This is a genomic window from Rhodococcus sp. 21391, assembly GCF_016772255.1.
Taxonomy (GTDB): Bacteria; Actinomycetota; Actinomycetes; order Mycobacteriales; family Mycobacteriaceae; genus Rhodococcus_F; species Rhodococcus_F opacus.
In genome coordinates, this window is record NZ_CP063782.1 from 1,403,272 (window position 1) to 1,420,913 (window position 17,642).

General features: G+C 68.8%; 11 protein-coding genes and 2 pseudogenes. 9 read left to right on the plus strand and 4 right to left on the minus strand.

From position 1 onward, the window contains the following. Nucleotides 1-3 precede the first annotated feature (3 nt). Nucleotides 4-1,764, minus strand: coding sequence for a glycoside hydrolase family 15 protein (locus GO592_RS41360; RefSeq protein ID WP_011599193.1), 1,761 nt, complete (start codon nt 1,762-1,764; stop codon nt 4-6). A 355-nt stretch (nt 1,765-2,119) separates the two neighbouring features. Here GO592_RS41360 and GO592_RS41365 point away from each other — a divergent pair, with 355 nt between their 5' ends. The 5 genes from GO592_RS41365 (at nt 2,120) to GO592_RS41385 (ending at nt 10,319) form a co-directional block, all read left to right on the plus strand. Then, the gene (locus GO592_RS41365) at nt 2,120-3,913 is read left to right on the plus strand and encodes a thiamine pyrophosphate-requiring protein (protein WP_007296731.1); all 1,794 of its coding nucleotides are present in this window, start codon (nt 2,120-2,122) and stop codon (nt 3,911-3,913) included. Nucleotides 3,914-3,926: 13 nt separating this feature from the next. After that, nucleotides 3,927-5,030 (plus strand): enolase C-terminal domain-like protein, encoded by a 1,104-nt coding sequence (locus GO592_RS41370; RefSeq protein WP_007296730.1) that lies wholly within the window; start codon nt 3,927-3,929, stop codon nt 5,028-5,030. A gap of 72 nt (nt 5,031-5,102) precedes the next feature. Beyond that, nucleotides 5,103-8,174 (plus strand): FAD-binding and (Fe-S)-binding domain-containing protein, encoded by a 3,072-nt coding sequence (locus GO592_RS41375; protein WP_011599194.1) that lies wholly within the window; start codon nt 5,103-5,105, stop codon nt 8,172-8,174. A 23-nt stretch (nt 8,175-8,197) separates the two neighbouring features. After that, nucleotides 8,198-9,757, plus strand: a complete 1,560-nt coding sequence (locus GO592_RS41380; RefSeq protein ID WP_007296728.1) for a phytoene desaturase family protein — start codon at nt 8,198-8,200, stop codon at nt 9,755-9,757. 283 nt (nt 9,758-10,040) lie between these two features. Continuing rightward, a complete protein-coding gene (locus tag GO592_RS41385) occupies nt 10,041-10,319 on the plus strand; it encodes a hypothetical protein (RefSeq protein ID WP_007296727.1) in 279 nt (92 codons plus the stop codon). Between the two features lie 194 nt (nt 10,320-10,513). Here the strand turns inward: GO592_RS41385 and GO592_RS41390 are convergent, their stop codons facing one another. Next, nucleotides 10,514-11,290, minus strand: a complete 777-nt coding sequence (locus GO592_RS41390) for a DUF998 domain-containing protein (RefSeq protein ID WP_011599196.1) — start codon at nt 11,288-11,290, stop codon at nt 10,514-10,516. A 47-nt stretch (nt 11,291-11,337) separates the two neighbouring features. Further along, the gene (locus GO592_RS41395; protein WP_039950952.1) at nt 11,338-11,775 is read right to left on the minus strand and encodes a hypothetical protein; all 438 of its coding nucleotides are present in this window, start codon (nt 11,773-11,775) and stop codon (nt 11,338-11,340) included. Nucleotides 11,776-12,137: 362 nt separating this feature from the next. On the opposite strand from GO592_RS41395, the pseudogene GO592_RS41400 reads away from it, so the two are divergent. The 3 genes and pseudogenes from GO592_RS41400 to GO592_RS41410 all read left to right on the plus strand — a co-directional run. Next, nucleotides 12,138-12,428: pseudogene (locus GO592_RS41400) on the plus strand (hypothetical protein); the annotation flags it as partial. Nucleotides 12,429-12,476: 48 nt separating this feature from the next. After that, nucleotides 12,477-13,559: an IS630 family transposase gene (locus tag GO592_RS41405; protein WP_011599198.1), complete on the plus strand. Its 1,083-nt coding sequence runs from the start codon at nt 12,477-12,479 to the stop codon at nt 13,557-13,559. 15 nt (nt 13,560-13,574) lie between these two features. Then, nucleotides 13,575-13,976: pseudogene (locus tag GO592_RS41410) on the plus strand (hypothetical protein); the annotation flags it as partial. An 834-nt stretch (nt 13,977-14,810) separates the two neighbouring features. Here the strand turns inward: GO592_RS41410 and GO592_RS41415 are convergent. Beyond that, on the minus strand, nt 14,811-16,280 hold the full coding sequence (locus tag GO592_RS41415; RefSeq protein WP_007297490.1) for an aminotransferase class I/II-fold pyridoxal phosphate-dependent enzyme: 1,470 nt from the start codon (nt 16,278-16,280) through the stop codon (nt 14,811-14,813). Nucleotides 16,281-16,540: 260 nt separating this feature from the next. Between GO592_RS41415 and GO592_RS41420 the strand changes: the two genes are divergently transcribed. Further along, a complete protein-coding gene (locus tag GO592_RS41420) occupies nt 16,541-17,617 on the plus strand; it encodes a C45 family autoproteolytic acyltransferase/hydolase (RefSeq protein WP_007297491.1) in 1,077 nt (358 codons plus the stop codon). Nucleotides 17,618-17,642: the final 25 nt, after the last annotated feature.

Sequence of the window (17,642 nt, forward strand, 5' to 3'; positions counted from 1 at the left end):
TTTTCAGGGGTCCGCCGGCCACGGGCGGGCGAGGCGGTGCGCGGATTCGAGCAGCAGTGCGTGGACGAACGCCTGCGGCAGGTTGCCCCGCAGTTGGTGTTCGATGACGTCGAATTCCTCGGTGAACAGGGCCGGGGAGCCGCAGGCGGCCCGGTTGCGTTCGAACCAGCGCACCGCGTCGATGTCGCGGCCTTGCTGGTGTTCGGCCAGGGCCAGGAGGAACCCGCAGAGCAGGAACGCGCCTTCGGCGTCGGCGAGGGGCCGCTCGTCCTGGCGGAACCGGTACACGTAGCCGTCGCGGCCGAGTTCGCTACGCACGGCGGCCAGGGTCCGGGTGGTGCGCGGATCCGAGGCCGGCAGGGCCCCGCGGAGCGCCGGCAGCAGCAGCGCCGCATCGACCCGCTCGTCACGGGGGGTGCGTTGCCACCGGCCGGTGTGGTGCACGCAATCTCGGGCGGTGTCGGTGACAATCCGGTCGGCGAGATGAGACCAGGACGCCGACTGCGGGGCCGGGGCGGCGGCGGCGATCGCCCGCAGCCCGGCCGCGCAGATCAGCCGCGAGTGCGCCCAATGCTCGTTACGGAGTTCCCAGATGCCGGCGTCGCGGCGTCGCCAGCGGTGCTCGATCGCCGCCACCGCGATTTCGGCGGACTTCCAGTGCTCGCGGTCGAGCCGGTCGTGGCGGTCGGCGGCGGCGAGCAGCAGCAGCGCCTCACCGAAATTGTCGAGTTGGAACTGGTCGTTGACCCAGTTTCCGGTGCGGGCGTCACCGCCCGGATAGCCGGGCAGATCGAGGGTGGTCTCGTCCGGAACGCGGCCCCCGCCGACGGTGTAGGCGGGTTTGAGGTCGGGGCCGTCGGCGAGCAGGCGGTCGCTGACGAAGCCGACGGCGTCGTCGAGGAGCGGCAGCGGACCGGCTGCGGCGACGGCGTGTCCGGCGTAGCACTGGTCCCGGATCCAGCAGTACCGGTAGTCGTAGTTGCGGCCCTGCTCGGCGCGTTCGGGCAGGGCGGTGGTGGCGGCGGCGACCATGCCCCCGGTGCTGCTGGTCAGCCCGCGCAGTACCGCGTAGGCGTGCCGGGTGTCGCGGTCGGCCAGCGATCCGTCGATCCGCGGAACCTCCTGGTGCCAGGCGTGTTCGGTGCGCTCCCACAACCGGCCTGGGTCCGGCACGGTACCGGGCAGGGCGTTGTCGCCGATCTCGAGGACCAGATCGTGATGATGGCCGGCGGGGATGTCGAGAACCGCCTCGAGCCGTCCGCTGCGGTGATGCGCCGCCGGCGCCCCGGACCAGCGCACCTGCAGGGGCCCGGCGCGCAGTGTCCGGATCCCGTCCCGGTGGCCGATCTGCTGCATCGGATGTGCACCGAAGTCGGCGGCCACGTCGAGTCGCACCGTGACCTGCGCGTCGCCGTCGACGGCCAGGACCCGGCGCAGCAGGACCGCGGTGTGCCGGTCGCCGGGAAAGGCGAGCGCCTCACGGCATTCGACGATGCCGGTGGTCGTAACCCAGCGGCTGCGCCAGATCAGCGTGCCGTGCTCGTAGTACCCACCCCAGGTGAACCGCCGGTCGGTCGGCGCGAGGGCGTAGACGCCGGGACCACCGAGCAACACCGAGAACACCGCGTCGTCGTGCCAGGTCGGCACGCACAACCACGCGATGTCCCCGCGCGGGCCGATCAACGCGCCGCGCTCACCGTCGGCGATCAACGAATACTCCCGCAGCACGTGTGGGGGAAACAGCGCACCGGCCGTGGTCACCATCGAACCACCCTTCACATCGCAATCTTTGCGCGCTCGCAAACAACTGTCGTCGAATCGAGTTCCCGATGACCGGACGCTCAAACCGTGAACTCGGATTGATCAGGAAAATCTCAGAATGTGCGACCGCCGCGGGGCCGCCGTCGAGATCGGCGAAACTTTGCCTCAGCCCTTGCGCTATCGCAACCTTTGCGCGTACAGATGGAGGAGGACGTCCGCCGCTCGAGAAGGCCACACCCTGCGAGCCGGCGCGGACCGCGTCACGTCGCGGGACGTCGATCCCGTGTCGGTCAGACGCCCCAGCCGGCCGACCCCCGCCGGGCCGAAGACGTCGCACCTGCCGCGAGGAGGACCACCGATGGCCAGCCAGAACGTCGCCGACTACCTACTCGAACGCCTGCGCGCGTGGGGGATCGAGCACGTGTTCGCCTACGCCGGGGACGGCATCAACGCCATCCTCGCCGCCTGGGCCCGCGCGGACAACCGGCCGCAGTTCGTCCAGGCCCGGCACGAGGAGATGTGCGCATTCGAAGCCGTCGGCTACGCGAAGTTCACCGGCCGGGTCGGGGTGTGCATGGCCACCTCCGGGCCGGGCGCGGTGCACCTGCTCAACGGCCTCTACGACGCCAAACTCGACCACGTCCCGGTGGTCGCGATCGTCGGGCAGACCAACCGCACCGCCATGGGCGGCTCCTATCAGCAGGAGATCGACCTACTCAGCCTCTACAAGGACGTCGCCAGCGACTACGTGCAGATGGTCACCGTCCCGCAGCAACTGCCCAACGTCCTCGACCGGGCCATCCGGGTGGCCCTGACCCAACGCGCCCCCACCGCCCTGATCATCCCGGCGGACGTGCAGGAACTCGACTACTCCCCGCCCACCCACGAGTTCAAGATGGTGCCCTCCAGCATCGGTATCGACTGGCCCACCACCACCCCCGACGATCAGGCGATCATGCGGGCGGCGGAGATCCTCAACGCCGGCAGCAAGGTCGCGATGTTGGTCGGGCAGGGTGCCCGCGGCGCGCACGAGGAGATCGCCCAGGTCGCCGACCTGCTCGGCGCCGGGGCCGCGAAGGCACTGCTGGGCAAGGACGTGCTCTCCGACGAACTGACCTGGGTCACCGGGTCCATCGGTCTGCTGGGTACCCGCCCGTCCTACGAGCTGATGACCGGCTGCGACACCCTACTCACCATCGGGTCGTCCTTCCCCTACAGCCAGTTCCTGCCCGAGTACGGGCAGGCCCGCGGCGTGCAGATCGACATCGACGGCCGGATGATCGGGATCCGCTACCCCAACGAGGTCAACCTGGTCGCCGACGCGACAACCGCGCTGCGCGCCCTGATCCCCCATCTGATCCGTAAGGACGATCGGTCCTGGCGGGAGGAGATCGAGGCGAATGTGGCCCGCTGGTGGGAAACGATGGACATGCAAGCCCAGGTGGACGGCGATCCGGTCAACCCTCTGCGGCTGTTCGGCGAACTGTCCCCCCGGCTGCCCGACGATGCGATCGTCACCGCCGACTCCGGGTCGTCGGCGAACTGGTACGCCCGCCAGTTGCGGTTCCGCGGGAACATGCGCGGCTCCCTGTCCGGGACGCTGGCAACCATGGGACCCGGTGTCCCGTACGGGATCGGCGCCAAATTCGCCCATCCCGGCCGCCCGGTGATCGTCTTCGCCGGCGACGGCGCCATGCAGATGAACGGGCTCGCCGAACTGATCACCGTCAAGCATTACTGGCGGCAGTGGGACGACCCTCGGCTGATCATCGCGATCCTGCACAACAACGACCTCAACCAGGTCACCTGGGAGATGCGGGCGATGTCCGGGTCCCCCAAATTCGCCGAGTCGCAAACCCTTCCGGACGTCGACTACGCCGGGTTCGCCGCGTCCCTGGGATTGCACGGCGACACCGTCACCGGCCCCGATCAACTCGCCGGGGTCTGGGAGACAGCGTTGTCGGCGGACCGGCCCACCGTCCTGGACGTGCACACCGACCCGAACATGCCCCCGATCCCCCCGCATGCGACGTGGGAGCAGTTCAAGTCCGCCACCGCCGCGGTCCTGGGCGGCGACGAGGACTCCTGGGGGTTCATCAAGACCGGGATCAAGACCAAGGCGCAGGAATTCCTCCCCCACAAGAACACGTGAGCCGAGATCCGTCATGATCGACACCCCGATCACCGACCTGACCGCGACCGCCTACACCATCCCCACCGACGCGCCGGAGGCCGACGGCACCCTGACCTGGGACTCCACCACGATGGTGCTGGCGCAGGTGTCCGCGGGCGGGCAGGTCGGGACGGGCTGGACCTACGCACCCCCCGCGGCCGCGGCCGTGGTCACCGGGATCCTCGCCGACCTGATCACCGGCGGCGACCCGACGGCAGTGCCCGGCCTGCACGAAACCATGGCCGCGGCAATCCGCAACGCCGGCCGCCCCGGGATCGCCGGGTGCGCCCTCTCCGCGGTCGACATCGCCCTGTGGGACCTCAAAGCCCGGCTACTCGCGGTGCCGCTGCACCGGTTGCTCGGCGCCGCCCGCGACACGGTGCCGATATACGGGTCCGGCGGATTCACCACCTATCACCGTCACCAACTCGAGACGCAACTGTCCGAATGGGTGCAGGAGCAGTCGATTCCGCGGGTGAAGATCAAGATCGGCGAAGGCTGGGGCACCCGCACCGACCGGGACCTCGACCGGATCCGGCAGGCCCGCCGCGTCATCGGTGACGACACCGAACTGTATGTGGACGCCAACGGCGCCTACGGGCGCAAACAGGCGATCCGGGTGGCCGCCAACGCCGCCGACGCGAATGTGGTCTGGTTCGAAGAACCGGTCTCCTCCGACGACCTCGACGGACTTCGCGAGATCCGGCAGGTCGTGCGCCCGGATGTGGCCGCCGGCGAATACGGCTACGACCTGCCCTATTTCGAGCGGATGTGCGCCGCCGGGGCGGTGGACTGCCTGCAGGCCGACATCACCCGCTGCGGCGGCATCACCGACTGGCTGCGGGTGGCCGCCGTCGCCGCCGCCCACAACCTGGAGATCTCCGGGCACTGCGCACCCCATGCGCACGCCCATGCCGCCGCCGCGATCCCGAATCTGCGGCACCTGGAGTGGTTTCACGACCACGTCCGGATCGAACAGCGGTTCTTCGACGGCGCGTTCAATCCCGCCGGCGGTGCCCTGCGACCGGACCCGCACGCTCCGGGGCACGGTCTTGCCCTGCGCGCACCCGACATCGCACCGTTCCAGATCGCCTGATCCGGACATGAAGGAGTCGACACCGATGTCCAGGACTTACCCCGGTCGCGTCCTCGCCGCACCGGTTCCCGCATGTTGCGAAGCTCTGTCCGCTCCTGGCTCGAGGAGGTTGCGGTGACCGTCGAGCACACCCGTACCACTCCCCTGTTCCAGGCTCTCGAACAGCGCCTGCGCGAGACGGTCGACGGTGAGGTGCGGTTCGACCCCGGTTCGCGGGCAGCGTATTCCACCGACGCCTCCAATTACCGGCAGGTCCCGATCGGGGTGGTCATCCCCCGCACCCCGGATGCCGCCGCGGCGGCGATCGCGGTGTGCCACGAGCACGACGTTCCAGTCCTCTCCCGCGGTGGGGCGACCAGCCTGGCTGGGCAGTGCTGCAACACCGCGGTGGTGCTGGATTGGAGCAAGCACTGCACCGACATCGAATCCCTGGACGCCGAGGCCGGCACCCTGGTGGTGCAACCCGGCATCGCCCTCGACCCGCTCAACGACCACCTCGCCCGGTGGGGGTGGATGGTCGGCCCGAAACCGTCCACCCACGTCTCCTGCACCATCGGCGGCATGATCGGCAACAACTCCTGCGGGTCCACCGCGCAGGCCTACGGGAAAATGGCCGACTCGGTCCGCCGCCTGGAAATCCTCACCTACGACGGACACCGGATGTGGGTCGGCCCCACCACACCAGCCGAACTCGAGCGCATCACCGCCACCGGCGACCGCACCGCCGACATCTACACCGGCCTACGTCAACTGGCCGACACCTACGCCGACGAGATCCGTGCCCGCTACCCCGACATCCCCCGCCGGGTATCCGGCTACAACCTCGACCAACTGTTGCCCGAGAACAACTTCCATGTCGCCCGCCTGCTCGTCGGCTCGGAAAGCACCCTGGTCACCGTCCTGCGGGCGGAACTGTCCCTGGTGCGGGTGCCGGCAGCGACATCGCTGGTCCTGCTCGGGTTCGACAACATCTGCGCCGCCGCCGACGCCGTCCCCCAGATCCTCGAACACACCCCGGCCGCACTGGAAGGGATCGACCACCGGTTGGTGCAGCTCGAGCACAGCCAGCACCTCGCCGCCGCCGCCCTGCGGGAGCTCCCCGACGGAAACGCGTGGCTGATGGTGCAATTCAACGGCGACACCAAAGACGACGCCGACCGCGCAGCGCAGGCCATGATCGACGACCTGCACTCGGTCACCCCGCACGCAAAGCTCCTCGACAATCCCGACCACGAGAAACAGGTATGGGCCGCCCGCGAGGCCGGCCTCGGCGCCACCGCCTATCCGCCGAACGACCCGGAAACCCACGAGGGCTGGGAGGACGCCGCCGTCCCACCCCGCTTCCTCGGCAACTACCTCCGCGACTTCCGCAGGCTGCTCGATGACTACGGGTACGGGACCGCGTCCCTGTACGGGCATTTCGGGCACGGCTGCGTCCACACCCGCATCCCGTTCGACCTGCGCACCGCCGAGGGCATCGCGAAGTACCGGTCCTTCGCCACCGCATCCGCCCAGCTGGTGGTCGACTACGGCGGATCTTTGTCCGGGGAGCACGGCGACGGGCAATCCCGCGGGGAACTGCTGCCGATCATGTTCGGGGACCGCCTGGTCACCGCCTTCGAAACCCTCAAACGACTCTTCGACCCCGACAACCGGATGAACCCCGGCAAGATCGTCCACCCCTACCGCCTCGACGAAAACCTGCGGCAAGGAACCCACTACCTGCCGCTCGAACCGGCCACCCACTTCGCCTACCCCGACGACGAGCACCGGTTCAGCCGCGCCGCCGCCCGCTGCGTCGGCGTCGGCAAATGCCGAGGCCACGAATCCGGGGTGATGTGCCCGTCCTACCGGGCCACCGGCGAAGAGGAACACTCCACCCGCGGACGCGCCCGACTGCTGTTCGAAATGCTCCAGGGCGAGGTCATCACCGACGGCTGGAAATCGGTCGCCGTCCGCGATGCCCTCGACCTGTGCCTGGCCTGCAAAGGCTGCCTGTCCGACTGCCCGGTGAACGTCGACATGGCCACCTACAAAGCCGAATTCCTCTCCCACCACTACCGGCGGCGGATCCGGCCCCGCGCCCACTATTCGATGGGCGCGATACCCCTATGGGCCCGGATTGCGGCCGTCGCACCCACCCTGATCAACAACCTCACCCACACCCCCGGACTGAAGACGGTGCTCGAGGCCGCCGGCGGCGTCGACTCCCGCCGGCCGTTCCCTCGGTTCGCGCGGCGGCGGTTCACCGCCACCTGGCGCCGCCGAGCACCGGCGCCCCGCCCCGGCAGCCGGGGACGGGTGGTGCTCTGGCCGGACACCTTCACCAACAACTTCGACCCGCAGATCGCCGCCGATGCGGTCACCGTGCTCGAGGCCGCCGGGTTCACCGTCGAGGTCCCCACCCAGGCGGTGTGCTGCGGGCTGACCTGGATCTCCACCGGCCAACTCACCACCGCCAAGCATGTTCTCCGCCGCACCCTGACGGTGCTGGCGCCCGCGCTGCGGGCCGGCACCCCGATCGTGGTCCTCGAACCGAGCTGCGCGGCGGTGTTCCGCTCGGACCTGCCGGAGTTGTTGCACGGCAACGAAGATGCCCACCGGCTCGCCCAACAGACCGTCACCCTGGGCGAGCTCCTGCAACAGAAGGCACCGGACTGGTCCCCACCGAGGCTTCACGGGGTGGCGGCGCTGGTCCAGCCGCATTGCCACCAGCACGCGGTCCTCGGCTACGACTCCGACGACAAGGCCCTGCGAGCGGCCGGGGTGGACACCCGCGTCCTCGACGCCGGATGCTGCGGTCTCGCCGGGAACTTCGGGTTCGAAAAAGGGCACTACGAGGTGTCCGTCGCCTGCGCCGAAGACACCCTCCTACCCACCCTCCGCACAGCGGACCCCTCGACCCTGGTGCTCGCCGACGGGTTCAGTTGCCGCACCCAGATCCGCGACCTGCACCCCGGCGCGTCGCCTCTGCACGGGGCGCAGGTCCTCGCCGCCGCCATCCGCGGCGACGACCCCACCGACTCCCGGGCACAGGCCGAGGTGTCCCGGCCCACCGTCCCGACGCGGACCGCGCTCCTGGCCGCCCCCACCGCGGTGGCCCTCGCCCTGCTCGTCCGCCGGATGCGCCACCCACACCACTGACCCCGCCCGGTACAGGAGAAATTATGCCCAGACACATCAACGATGTCGTGGTCATCGGATCGGGACCGAACGGGCTGGCCGCCGCCGTCCTCTGCGCCCGCGCCGGACTGGACGTCCAGGTCCTCGAGGACCAACCCACCCCCGGCGGTGGGTGCCGCACCGAGGAGATCGCCCTCGCCGGCGCCGCACTGCCGCACGACCTCTGCTCGGCGGTGCACCCGATGGCCGCCGCGTCCCCGTTCTTCACCGCCTTCGACCTCCCCGCCCGCGGGGTCCAACTCAACGTTCCCGCAGCGTCCTACGCCCACCCGCTCGACCACCGTCCCGCCGGGATCGCCTACCCCGACCTGACACGGACGACCACCGAACTCGCCGAATACGGCACCCCCGGCGACGCCGCCGCCTGGCAGAACCTGATGCACCCGCTGGTCGACGACTTCACCACCCTCGTCGCCCTCTGTCTCGGGGACATGCGCTCGATTCCCCCCGCCGCCCGCGACGTGCCCGGGATTCGGACCGCGCTCGGCTTCGCCACCCGGGTCCTCGAGCAAGGAACCCGGGCATGGAACCGCCGGTTCACCGACGACCTGGCGCCGGCGATGCTGACCGGCATCGGCGGGCACGTCCCCGCCCCCATGCCCTCGCTCGCCGGCGCCGCCACCATGCTGCTGCTCGGCTCCGCCGCCCACACCGTCGGCTGGCCGATCCCCACCGGCGGCTCCCAGGCCATCACCAACGCACTGATCAACGACCTGCACGCTCACGGCGGACACCTCGACTGCGAGCAAGGTGTCTCGGACTGGCGGCTGCTGCCCCCGGCCCGAGCGTATCTATTCGACACCTCCCCCTGGATGCTGGCCCACATCCTCGGCAACCGGCTGCCGAGCCGGTACCGGCGGGCGATCAACCGCTACCGTCCCGGCCTCGGGATCGCGAAGGTCGACTTCGTCCTCAATGATGCGGTGCCATGGGCGGATCCGCGGGTGCAGCAGGCCGGGTCGGTGCACTGCGGCGGCACCCGGGCCGAGATCACCGCCGCCGAAACCGCCATCGCCGCCGGCCACCACCCACCCAGACCCTTGGTTCTGGTCAGCCAACCCGCCGTCGTCGACCCCACCCGGGTCAATCGGGAGGCCCGGCCGCTGTGGACCTACACCCACGTCCCCAACGGCTCCGACACCGATGTCACCGAGACGATCACCGCGCAGATCGAACGATTCGCACCCGGCTTCCGCGACACCGTCGTCACCTCCCGCTGCACTCCCGCCGCCCGGCTGAGCGCCCACGACCTCAACTACCGCGGCGGCGACATCGCCGCCGGACGGGTGTCGATGTACCGGATGATTGCCCGCCCCGCACCGAAATGGAACCCGTACCGCACCCCGCTCGACGGCGTGTACCTGTGCTCGGCATCCACCCCACCCGGACCCAGCGTCCACGGAATGCCCGGCTACTACGCCGCCCGGCAGGTCCTGAAAGACAAATTCGGTATCACCACACTCCCCCACCTCGGACCCACCCCGGAACAACGCGCCACCGCACCGACGAACACCGACGATCGAAACCGGCGGTCGTCTCCGTGAACCCGCATCGGCTCCGCCACAACGACATCGACGTACAGCGCACCCGCGGCCCCGACCGTCGACGGTGCCGCGATCACCCCGTGCCGGTGCCTACCCGACAAGGTCGCTCACCGAACTGCTCTACGACCCACCGCCGTGGCAACCCAACCCTTCACCCTCCCACCGGCCTTCTGCCACTGTCGCCATCGGCGAGAACGGCCACGTGGCAGACGCACCGCGTCCACCGTCGCCCCACGGCACGGACAACCTTCCTACCCACCACAACTACACGAGGAGCACCGTCATGACCTGTCGGCACGTGACCACCGACCACAACGAGATCCGCCTCTGGATCCAAACCCACCACGGCGCACCCGCCCGCATCACACCCCCGGCCCGCACCGGCGACGCGCAACTGTGCATCGACTTCCTCGGCCTGAGCACCCCGAACCTCGAGCACCTCGGGTGGCAGGACTGGTTCACCGCGTTCGACGCGCAGTCACTCGCCCTGAGCTACCCCGACACCGCACCATCTCGCGGCCCCGGGATGTGGGAGCTGGTCCACCGCCCCCACACACGGTGAGATCCCGGCCCGCCTCCGCGGAATATCCCTGGGCTCGACGAGCACGCCCGAGAATTGTGACGGCGGCCGGCGGTCGGACCCGTTCCGGGACTACCGACGCGGCATCGAGCGTCACTTCCGCCACGCGGGGAGGCGGATGGTGGGGCGGTGTCGGTCCGCAGCTCACCGGCGATCATCGGAGCCTCCCCCACTCCTCATTCTTCGGCGGACCCGGGGTGCGGCGACGATGCGCGCGAGGTAATCGCGACCGCCAGCGGCCACACCGGCTGGGCGAACACGCACACCCGCTCCGCCAACCCGAGCAACGACCACCCATCGATGGCGGCACCGGCCAACCAACCCAGCAACCCGAGCAGCACCGCCGCCGCGGCGATCGCCACCGGCGCCCGGCACGCCGCCGCGGCGTCCGGTTCGCGGGAGATCACCAGAATCGGCCACACCGCGATCAACAGCGCCCCCACCGCCGTTGCGGCCACGTGCACCGGCACCGCCCGAGGCGCCGGCGGGAACACCGTCAGCACGAATCCGCACAAGCCCGCCAACGCCAGCGTGATCCGGGCCGGCATCCGCAGCACCCGCAACCCCACCGCGGTGACGACGTAACAGCAGGCGACCGCCAGGAACCCGGCGGTCATCACGGCATGACCGTGTCCATGGGCGGCCAGCGTGCTCAGTGTCTGCCCCAACGGGCTGTAGCCCGGCGGCTGCATCCACCGAGCCGCCGTCGCGGTCACCACCAGGATCACCGGGGACAGTGCCGCGGCCAGCAACGCCCACACCGGCACCACCGGTGCAGTCGCACGCGGTCCGCGACGCCGCCGCGCCCACTGCGGCACACCACCGGAGGCGAATGCCCGAACCTGCTCACACGGACCGGTCCGAGCGCCGACGCGGCGATCGTCGGTGCAGGGCCAAATCTGCCGGTCGCTGCCCGCCGCCGCGGCGGCGCCTGGGGCTACCCGCGGGCTCATGTTCTCCACCGCTCCACATCCTTGTAGGCCGTTCCGCCGAATCACCTCTACGCCGCGTCGGCATCGAGGAGATAGTCCAACCACACCACGGCATCGATGAGGATTTGGGTCCGCACCGACGCCTCACCACCGTCCGGTAACGGCGCCTGCGACCGGTGGCCGTGCGCCGCGATCGTCAGCACCGAATCGAGCAGCCACCGAGCCGGAATCGGCAACAGTTCCTGCCCGAGACCCCGCTGATCGTGCGCAATGAATAACACGGCAACGAAACTGTCGACGGCATGGGTGACACCGGCCCGGGCGGTGACCACCTCGGCGATCGTCATCACTAACCAATCCAACACCGATTCGAAAAGGGCCCGCCCACGTTCGCACGTCAACTGGCAGACCTCGTCCGCCAGAGCCTCCACCTCGCGGTCGCCGACAAGTTCGAGCAACCTCCCGCCACACCGGGCAGCATCTTTACCCGAATTGTGTACGTCCATGATGAAAGGATTCCCACACCAACACATTCCACACCCACGAACAGACAATGAAAGAGGATTCCCCCGAGTAGCGGCGGCGAAGGTGCACCCCGCGCGGAGGTCTGCGCACAGGGCGGGGTCACAAATCACGGCGAGCGAACCGAACAGAACCCTGAGATGAATCCCGCCCTTCCTCGGCCTCGTGCGTGACCCGTCCTCCGGCCATGTGAAAACCGTCGCCCCACCACTTCCCGCTGGCGGGGTGTGTCGCCATTCGCACATACAACCCCGCCAGTCACGCACGCGGTGCGCTCATGTATCCGGGCCCGGGCATCGACTATCTCCTCACACCGCCGAAGGCACGTCCGGATACCATCCCCCGCATGCTGACTGCCGTGCTGTATGGACTGGGGACTGCACTGCCTTTGCTGGTCGGGGCCGGCGTCGGCCTCCGGTACAACCTGCCCAGACCACTCCTCGCCGCGCTGATGGCGTTCGGGGCCGGCACCATGGTCGCCGCGGTCTCCACTGAACTGTTCCAGCCGGCGTTCGAGACCGAAGGCATCTGGGGGGCTGGTGCGGCCCTGTTCGCGGGCGCACTGGTCTACGTCGTCGCCGACCACGTGATCGAGAACAAACTCGGCGCCGGCGCCCTCGGATGGGCTCTGATGCTAGTGGTGTGTCTCGCAAATAATTCTTGATCGATTCGATAGAATCCGTACATGAGGAACCCGGTACCAGCTTTGGAGATTTCCGATGGGCAGCGCGTTGTACTCGAGTCGTTGGCGCGCTCGCAGTCGGGTGCACATCGGGAGGTGGTGCGGGCCAAGGCGTTGTTGATGGCGGCCGAGGGCTTGGCTAACACTGCTATCGCGCAGGCGTTGTCGGTATCGCCGGGATCGGTGGCGAACTGGCGGGTGCGGTTCGCCGAGGACGGCATGGCGCGGTTGGGTGAGGTGCGCAAGGGTCGTGGTCGCAAGCCCTCGATCCCGCAGGAGAAGATCGAGGAGATCGTGGACCTGACGCAGAACTACCGCCCGAAAGGCGAGACTCATTGGAGTTGCCGGACGATGGCAGAGTATGTCGGGGTCTCCAAGGACACCGTCCAGCGCGTGTGGTCTGCTCGCGGACTCAAGCCGCACCGGGTCGAGACGTTCAAACTGTCGAATGATCCGCGATTCGAGGACAAGCTCGTCGACGTCGTCGGTCTGTATCTGAACCCGCCCGAGCGGGCGATCGTGTTGTGCGCGGACGAGAAGTCGTCGGTGCAAGCCCTCGACCGGACCCAGGCCTCGCTCCCGATGATCAAGGGCCGCGGCGAGACGATGACCCACGACTACAAGCGTCACGGCACCACCACCTTGTTTGCCGCGCTCGACGTCCTTACCGGCAAGGTGATCGGCCAGTGCCTGCCGCGCCACCGTCACCAGGAGTTCTTGAGATTTCTGCGCACCATCGACCGTGAGGTGCCCAAGGACTTGGAGATCCATCTGATCCTGGACAACTACGCCACCCACAAGCACGAGAAGGTCCGGGCTTGGCTCGATAAGCATCCACGGTTCCACCTGCACTTCACTCCCACCTCCTCCTCGTGGCTTAATCTCGTCGAACGTTGGTTCCGAGAGCTGACAGATAAAGCTCTGCGGCGCGGGGTCTTTCACTCCGTACCGCACCTCATCGCCTCCATTGAGGAATACCTCGATGCCCACAATGAAAGCCCCCGACCGTACGAATGGACCGCGACCGCCGAATCCATCCTCGCCAAGGTTGCGCGCGGCCGCGTCGCACTGGAAAAGATCAGCTAAATCAGAGACACACCACTAGGTGCCCTACTCGACGGCGTACCGGAAAACACGGCACTCGGGGTCACCCTCGGCGGCACCGGCGGGATCGTGCTGCTCGTCGCGGTCGCGGTCGGCAACGTCCCCGAGGCCGTCGCCGGGGCGGCGTCGATGCGCGCCCAACCCGGTTTCAACCGTCTGCGAGCCTTCGCCGTGTGGGCAGCGACCGCAGCGCTACTCGTCCTCGTCGTCATCGGGGCGAATCTGGTCTCCGACCAGATCTCCGACGGCGCGATCGCCACCATCCAGGCCTTCGCCGGCGGCGCGACCATCGCCGTACTGGCGGATTCGTTGATGCCCGAGGCCTACAAGGAAGGCGGTTGGTGGGTCGGTCTGTCCACCGCGCTGGGATTCCTCGTCGCATTCGGACTCGGAGCATAAGCAGCCATGACGTCCTGTCCCTGCCGGACCATGGGTGCGGCCGCTCCCCCATATTGGTGTCCCGGGGGTGCCCTGTCGGAATGGTCGCAGCTCGCAGCAGGTCCGGGCTCGCCGAGACGGGCGCCCCCAGCCGAGTCGCCCGTCGCCGAGCCGGTGTTGACGATCCTGCCGTCCCGGCAACTACTGACGGTATGGAGCACCGCCGTCTTGCGGTACCGTCGATGTCCCAAATCTGTGCGCTCGCCCGGTGTGCCGCCGATTCGGCCGACATGGTCCAGCAGTCGGGCCCACCGACACGGCCGGATTCTGCCCCCTGCACGGACATTGAACCCCGGCGAGGCTCACCGTGGTGGACAGGAGGAACAGTGAGCGCGTGGGCTCAGTGGATCCTCGCGGTACTTTCTACGCAGGTGCTCGGCGGTCTCGGTGTGTACCAGCTGTGGTGGAGGCCCCGGGTGCGCAATGTGAGGTTGGCGCGTTGGATCGAGCAGGGCGGTCCCTGGGTAATTTTGGGGACCTGCTCCGGGCCGGTTGAGGTGCAGGTCCGCGACGGCGGTGTCATCCGTCGGTGACCGCTCGACGCCGCCGACGACCGTCGCCGCCGCGTCTTCGAACTTCTCGACGAGTACGGGTGAAGTCGCGTGGACCCCGCCACGATCGTCGACCAACAGACATTCTTCTTGCCGGTGACCCATCGGCCTCACCAGTGACCGCGAGGCACTGAAATACCCCCAACACGAGACCCATCCGGGTCGTCGGCAATCAGCGTGCACCCGGACAGGCGGAAAGATCCCGGGCTGTCCGGGTGCCAGGGCTATCGACCGGGCTACACTGTCATCGTGACCCGGTGACCACCCGGATGCGGCGGAGGGTGCCGTCGGCGGCATCGGGTATTCCCATTCCGGCATCCACGCCGCTGCGCAGATAGTCGATCACCGGTCGGTCGAGTCGCTCTCCCGGCACCACCGCGGGAATGCCCGGTGGATACGGGGTCAGGGGTTCGGCCGCGATCCGCCCGGCGGCCCGGTCCGCGTCGACCATCTCCGCCGCGCCGAAGAACGCATCCCGCGGTGACATCACCGACTCGAGCTGCAGTTGTTCGGGACTCGGCAACGACACCGGCGGTGGCGGATCGAACGAGGCCGCCGCCTGAGCCAGCTCGTCGAGCGCGGTGACCAGCCGGCCGCTGGTGGTGTCGTCGTCGGCCATCGACAAGGTCGCTGCGATGCGACGGTGATCGTGCATGCCGACGTCGAGGTGGCAGTGCTCCCGCAACCAGTCGGTGCACTGGAACCCGGATACACCGAGTTCGCTGACATCGATGAGGACCTGCAACCGGTCGAGGTCGTGCGAGGCCTGCTCCCCGAGCAGCCGGTCCTCGAGCACGGTCAATCCGTCGATACCGGCGATCCGTTCCCTGGTGCTGGCGGCGAGCGCGAGAGCGCGGCCGAGCAGGTCCGTGCCGTGCTCGGCCATCTGCCGGCGCCACCCGTCGATGGCCGCGTACAGCATCACGTTCGGGCTCGTGGTCGTCAACAGGTCCGCGCACTGCGACAGGTGCGTGCCGTCGACCAGCTCCCCCTGCAGGTGATAGACCGATCCCTGCTCGAAACCGGCGCCCATCTTGTGGACGCTGACCACGCAGACGTCGGCGCAGGCGTCCATCGCCCAGGTCGGCAGGTCGTCGTGGAAGGGAAGGTGCGCACCCCACGCCTCGTCCACGATCAGCGGCTTACCCCGCTCATGGCACACCCGTGCGATGGCGGCGAGGTCGGCGCACGTGCCGTACGGACTGGGGCTCACGATCAGCGCCCCGGCGGCGTCGGGGTACTTCTCCCACACAGCACGGACCTGGTCCGGGGACGGAGGATGAGAAAAGTGCATGTCCTCGTCCCAGCGCGGGGTGATCCAGCGGGGCGTCACACCACTGAAAATCAGTCCGGCGACGATCGACTTGTGCGAGTCGCGGGAGACCAACAAACCGCCGGGATCGTTTCCGGCGACGGCCAGCATCGCCGCCTTCACCGACAGTGAGCTGCCGCAGGTCGAGAAGAAGGCCCGCTCGGCCCGAACCGCGTCGGCCATCAGTTGCTCGGCCCGGGACAGGTACCCATTACTCGACCGACGGTCGTCCAGTCCGCCGGAGGCGAGCACGTCCGCACGGAACGGGTCGGCGCCGAGCACCTTCTTCACACGCTCATCCGCGCCTCGCCCCTGCCGATGCCCCGGTGGGGAGAACCCGTATCGGTCGAGCCGGTGGTACTGCTCCAACGCATCCAACAACGGTGCCTGCGACTGGTCCATACCCGAAGGGATACCCCCACCCCTGCGGCCCTGAACCTGGCGTCGGCTGCCAGCACCCCGCCCGGTTCCCGCGCCCTCCTCCCCCGCCGGGCGTACCGTAGATTCCTGTGCCCGACATCGGTGAGTTGGCGGCCTTCGACTTCACCGGCGACGACGAACTGCGTCGGTAACTACCCCCCCCCGTGCCGCAGTCGACCAATCACCTCGAACCCGAACGGTGTTATACGACAGGGCAGTCGACAACGACGAGGGAAGGATCGATGACGGTCATCGAATGCACCGGGAACGGCCGCGAGCGTGGCCGCGCCCACGGTGAGCAGGCCCGCGACCTGGTCCACGCCGCCCTGGACCGGTGGCGCGAGGGCACGAGCACTCGAAGTCGCCGGCACCTCGCGTCGACCGGACTCCTCGCCGCGGTCGAGGCCGCCGTGCCCGACCTGGCCGAGGAGATGCGCGGCATCGCGGAGGCGACCGCGGTTCCGTTCGCGGAGATCCTCGCGTACAACTTCATGGACGAACAGTGGTGGATGCACCGCGAGCACCTCGAACTCGGCTGCAGTGTCATCGGACGAGCCCACACCAATGGGGTGTTCCTCGCCCAGAACATGGACCTGCCCGATTTCATGGACCGATCCCAGGTCGTTCTACGCCTCCGCCCCGAGACCGGCCCGGAGGCGCTCGTACTGAGCTCGGCGGGAATGATCGGATTGACCGGGATCAACGCCGCCGGCGTCGGAATCTGCGTGAACGCCCTCGGCATGCTGCACCACGACTCCACCGGCCTGCCGGTCGCGGCCGTGATCCGAGGCGCCCTCGCTCATTCGTCCCGCGACCAGGCGGTGGATTTCCTGCACCGTATCTCGCACGCGAGCGGGCAACACTACGCGCTGTCCGATGCCCACGGTTTCCACGGCGTCGAGTGTTCGTCGGCCGCAGTCGTTGTCAGTTGCCCGGCAGGGTCGCCCCTGCTGTTCCACACCAATCATCCACTGGCGAACAGTGACCTCGACCCGGCCGCCGAGCGCGAATTGGAGCGGGAGGGACGGATCACCGATTCCCGGGTTCGCCTCGCCTTCCTGGAAACGATGGTGGCGTCGGTCCGGGACCGGTCCGCCGCCGAGCGCGTCCTCGCCGACCGCACCGCACCCCTGTGCGTCACACCCCGGCCAGGCCGCCGGACGCAGACGTTCGGGGCCGTCGCCTTCGAGTTCGGCACAACCCCGCCGACAGCCCGCTTCTGCCTCGGCCTACCCGACCAGCAGCCCTGGATCGAACCCGGATGGCGTTCATCACCCCACCCGGTCACCTGCGGTCGCCCGCCGGGCGAAGCAGGGTAGTGCGTGCCCACTGACGATCCGATAT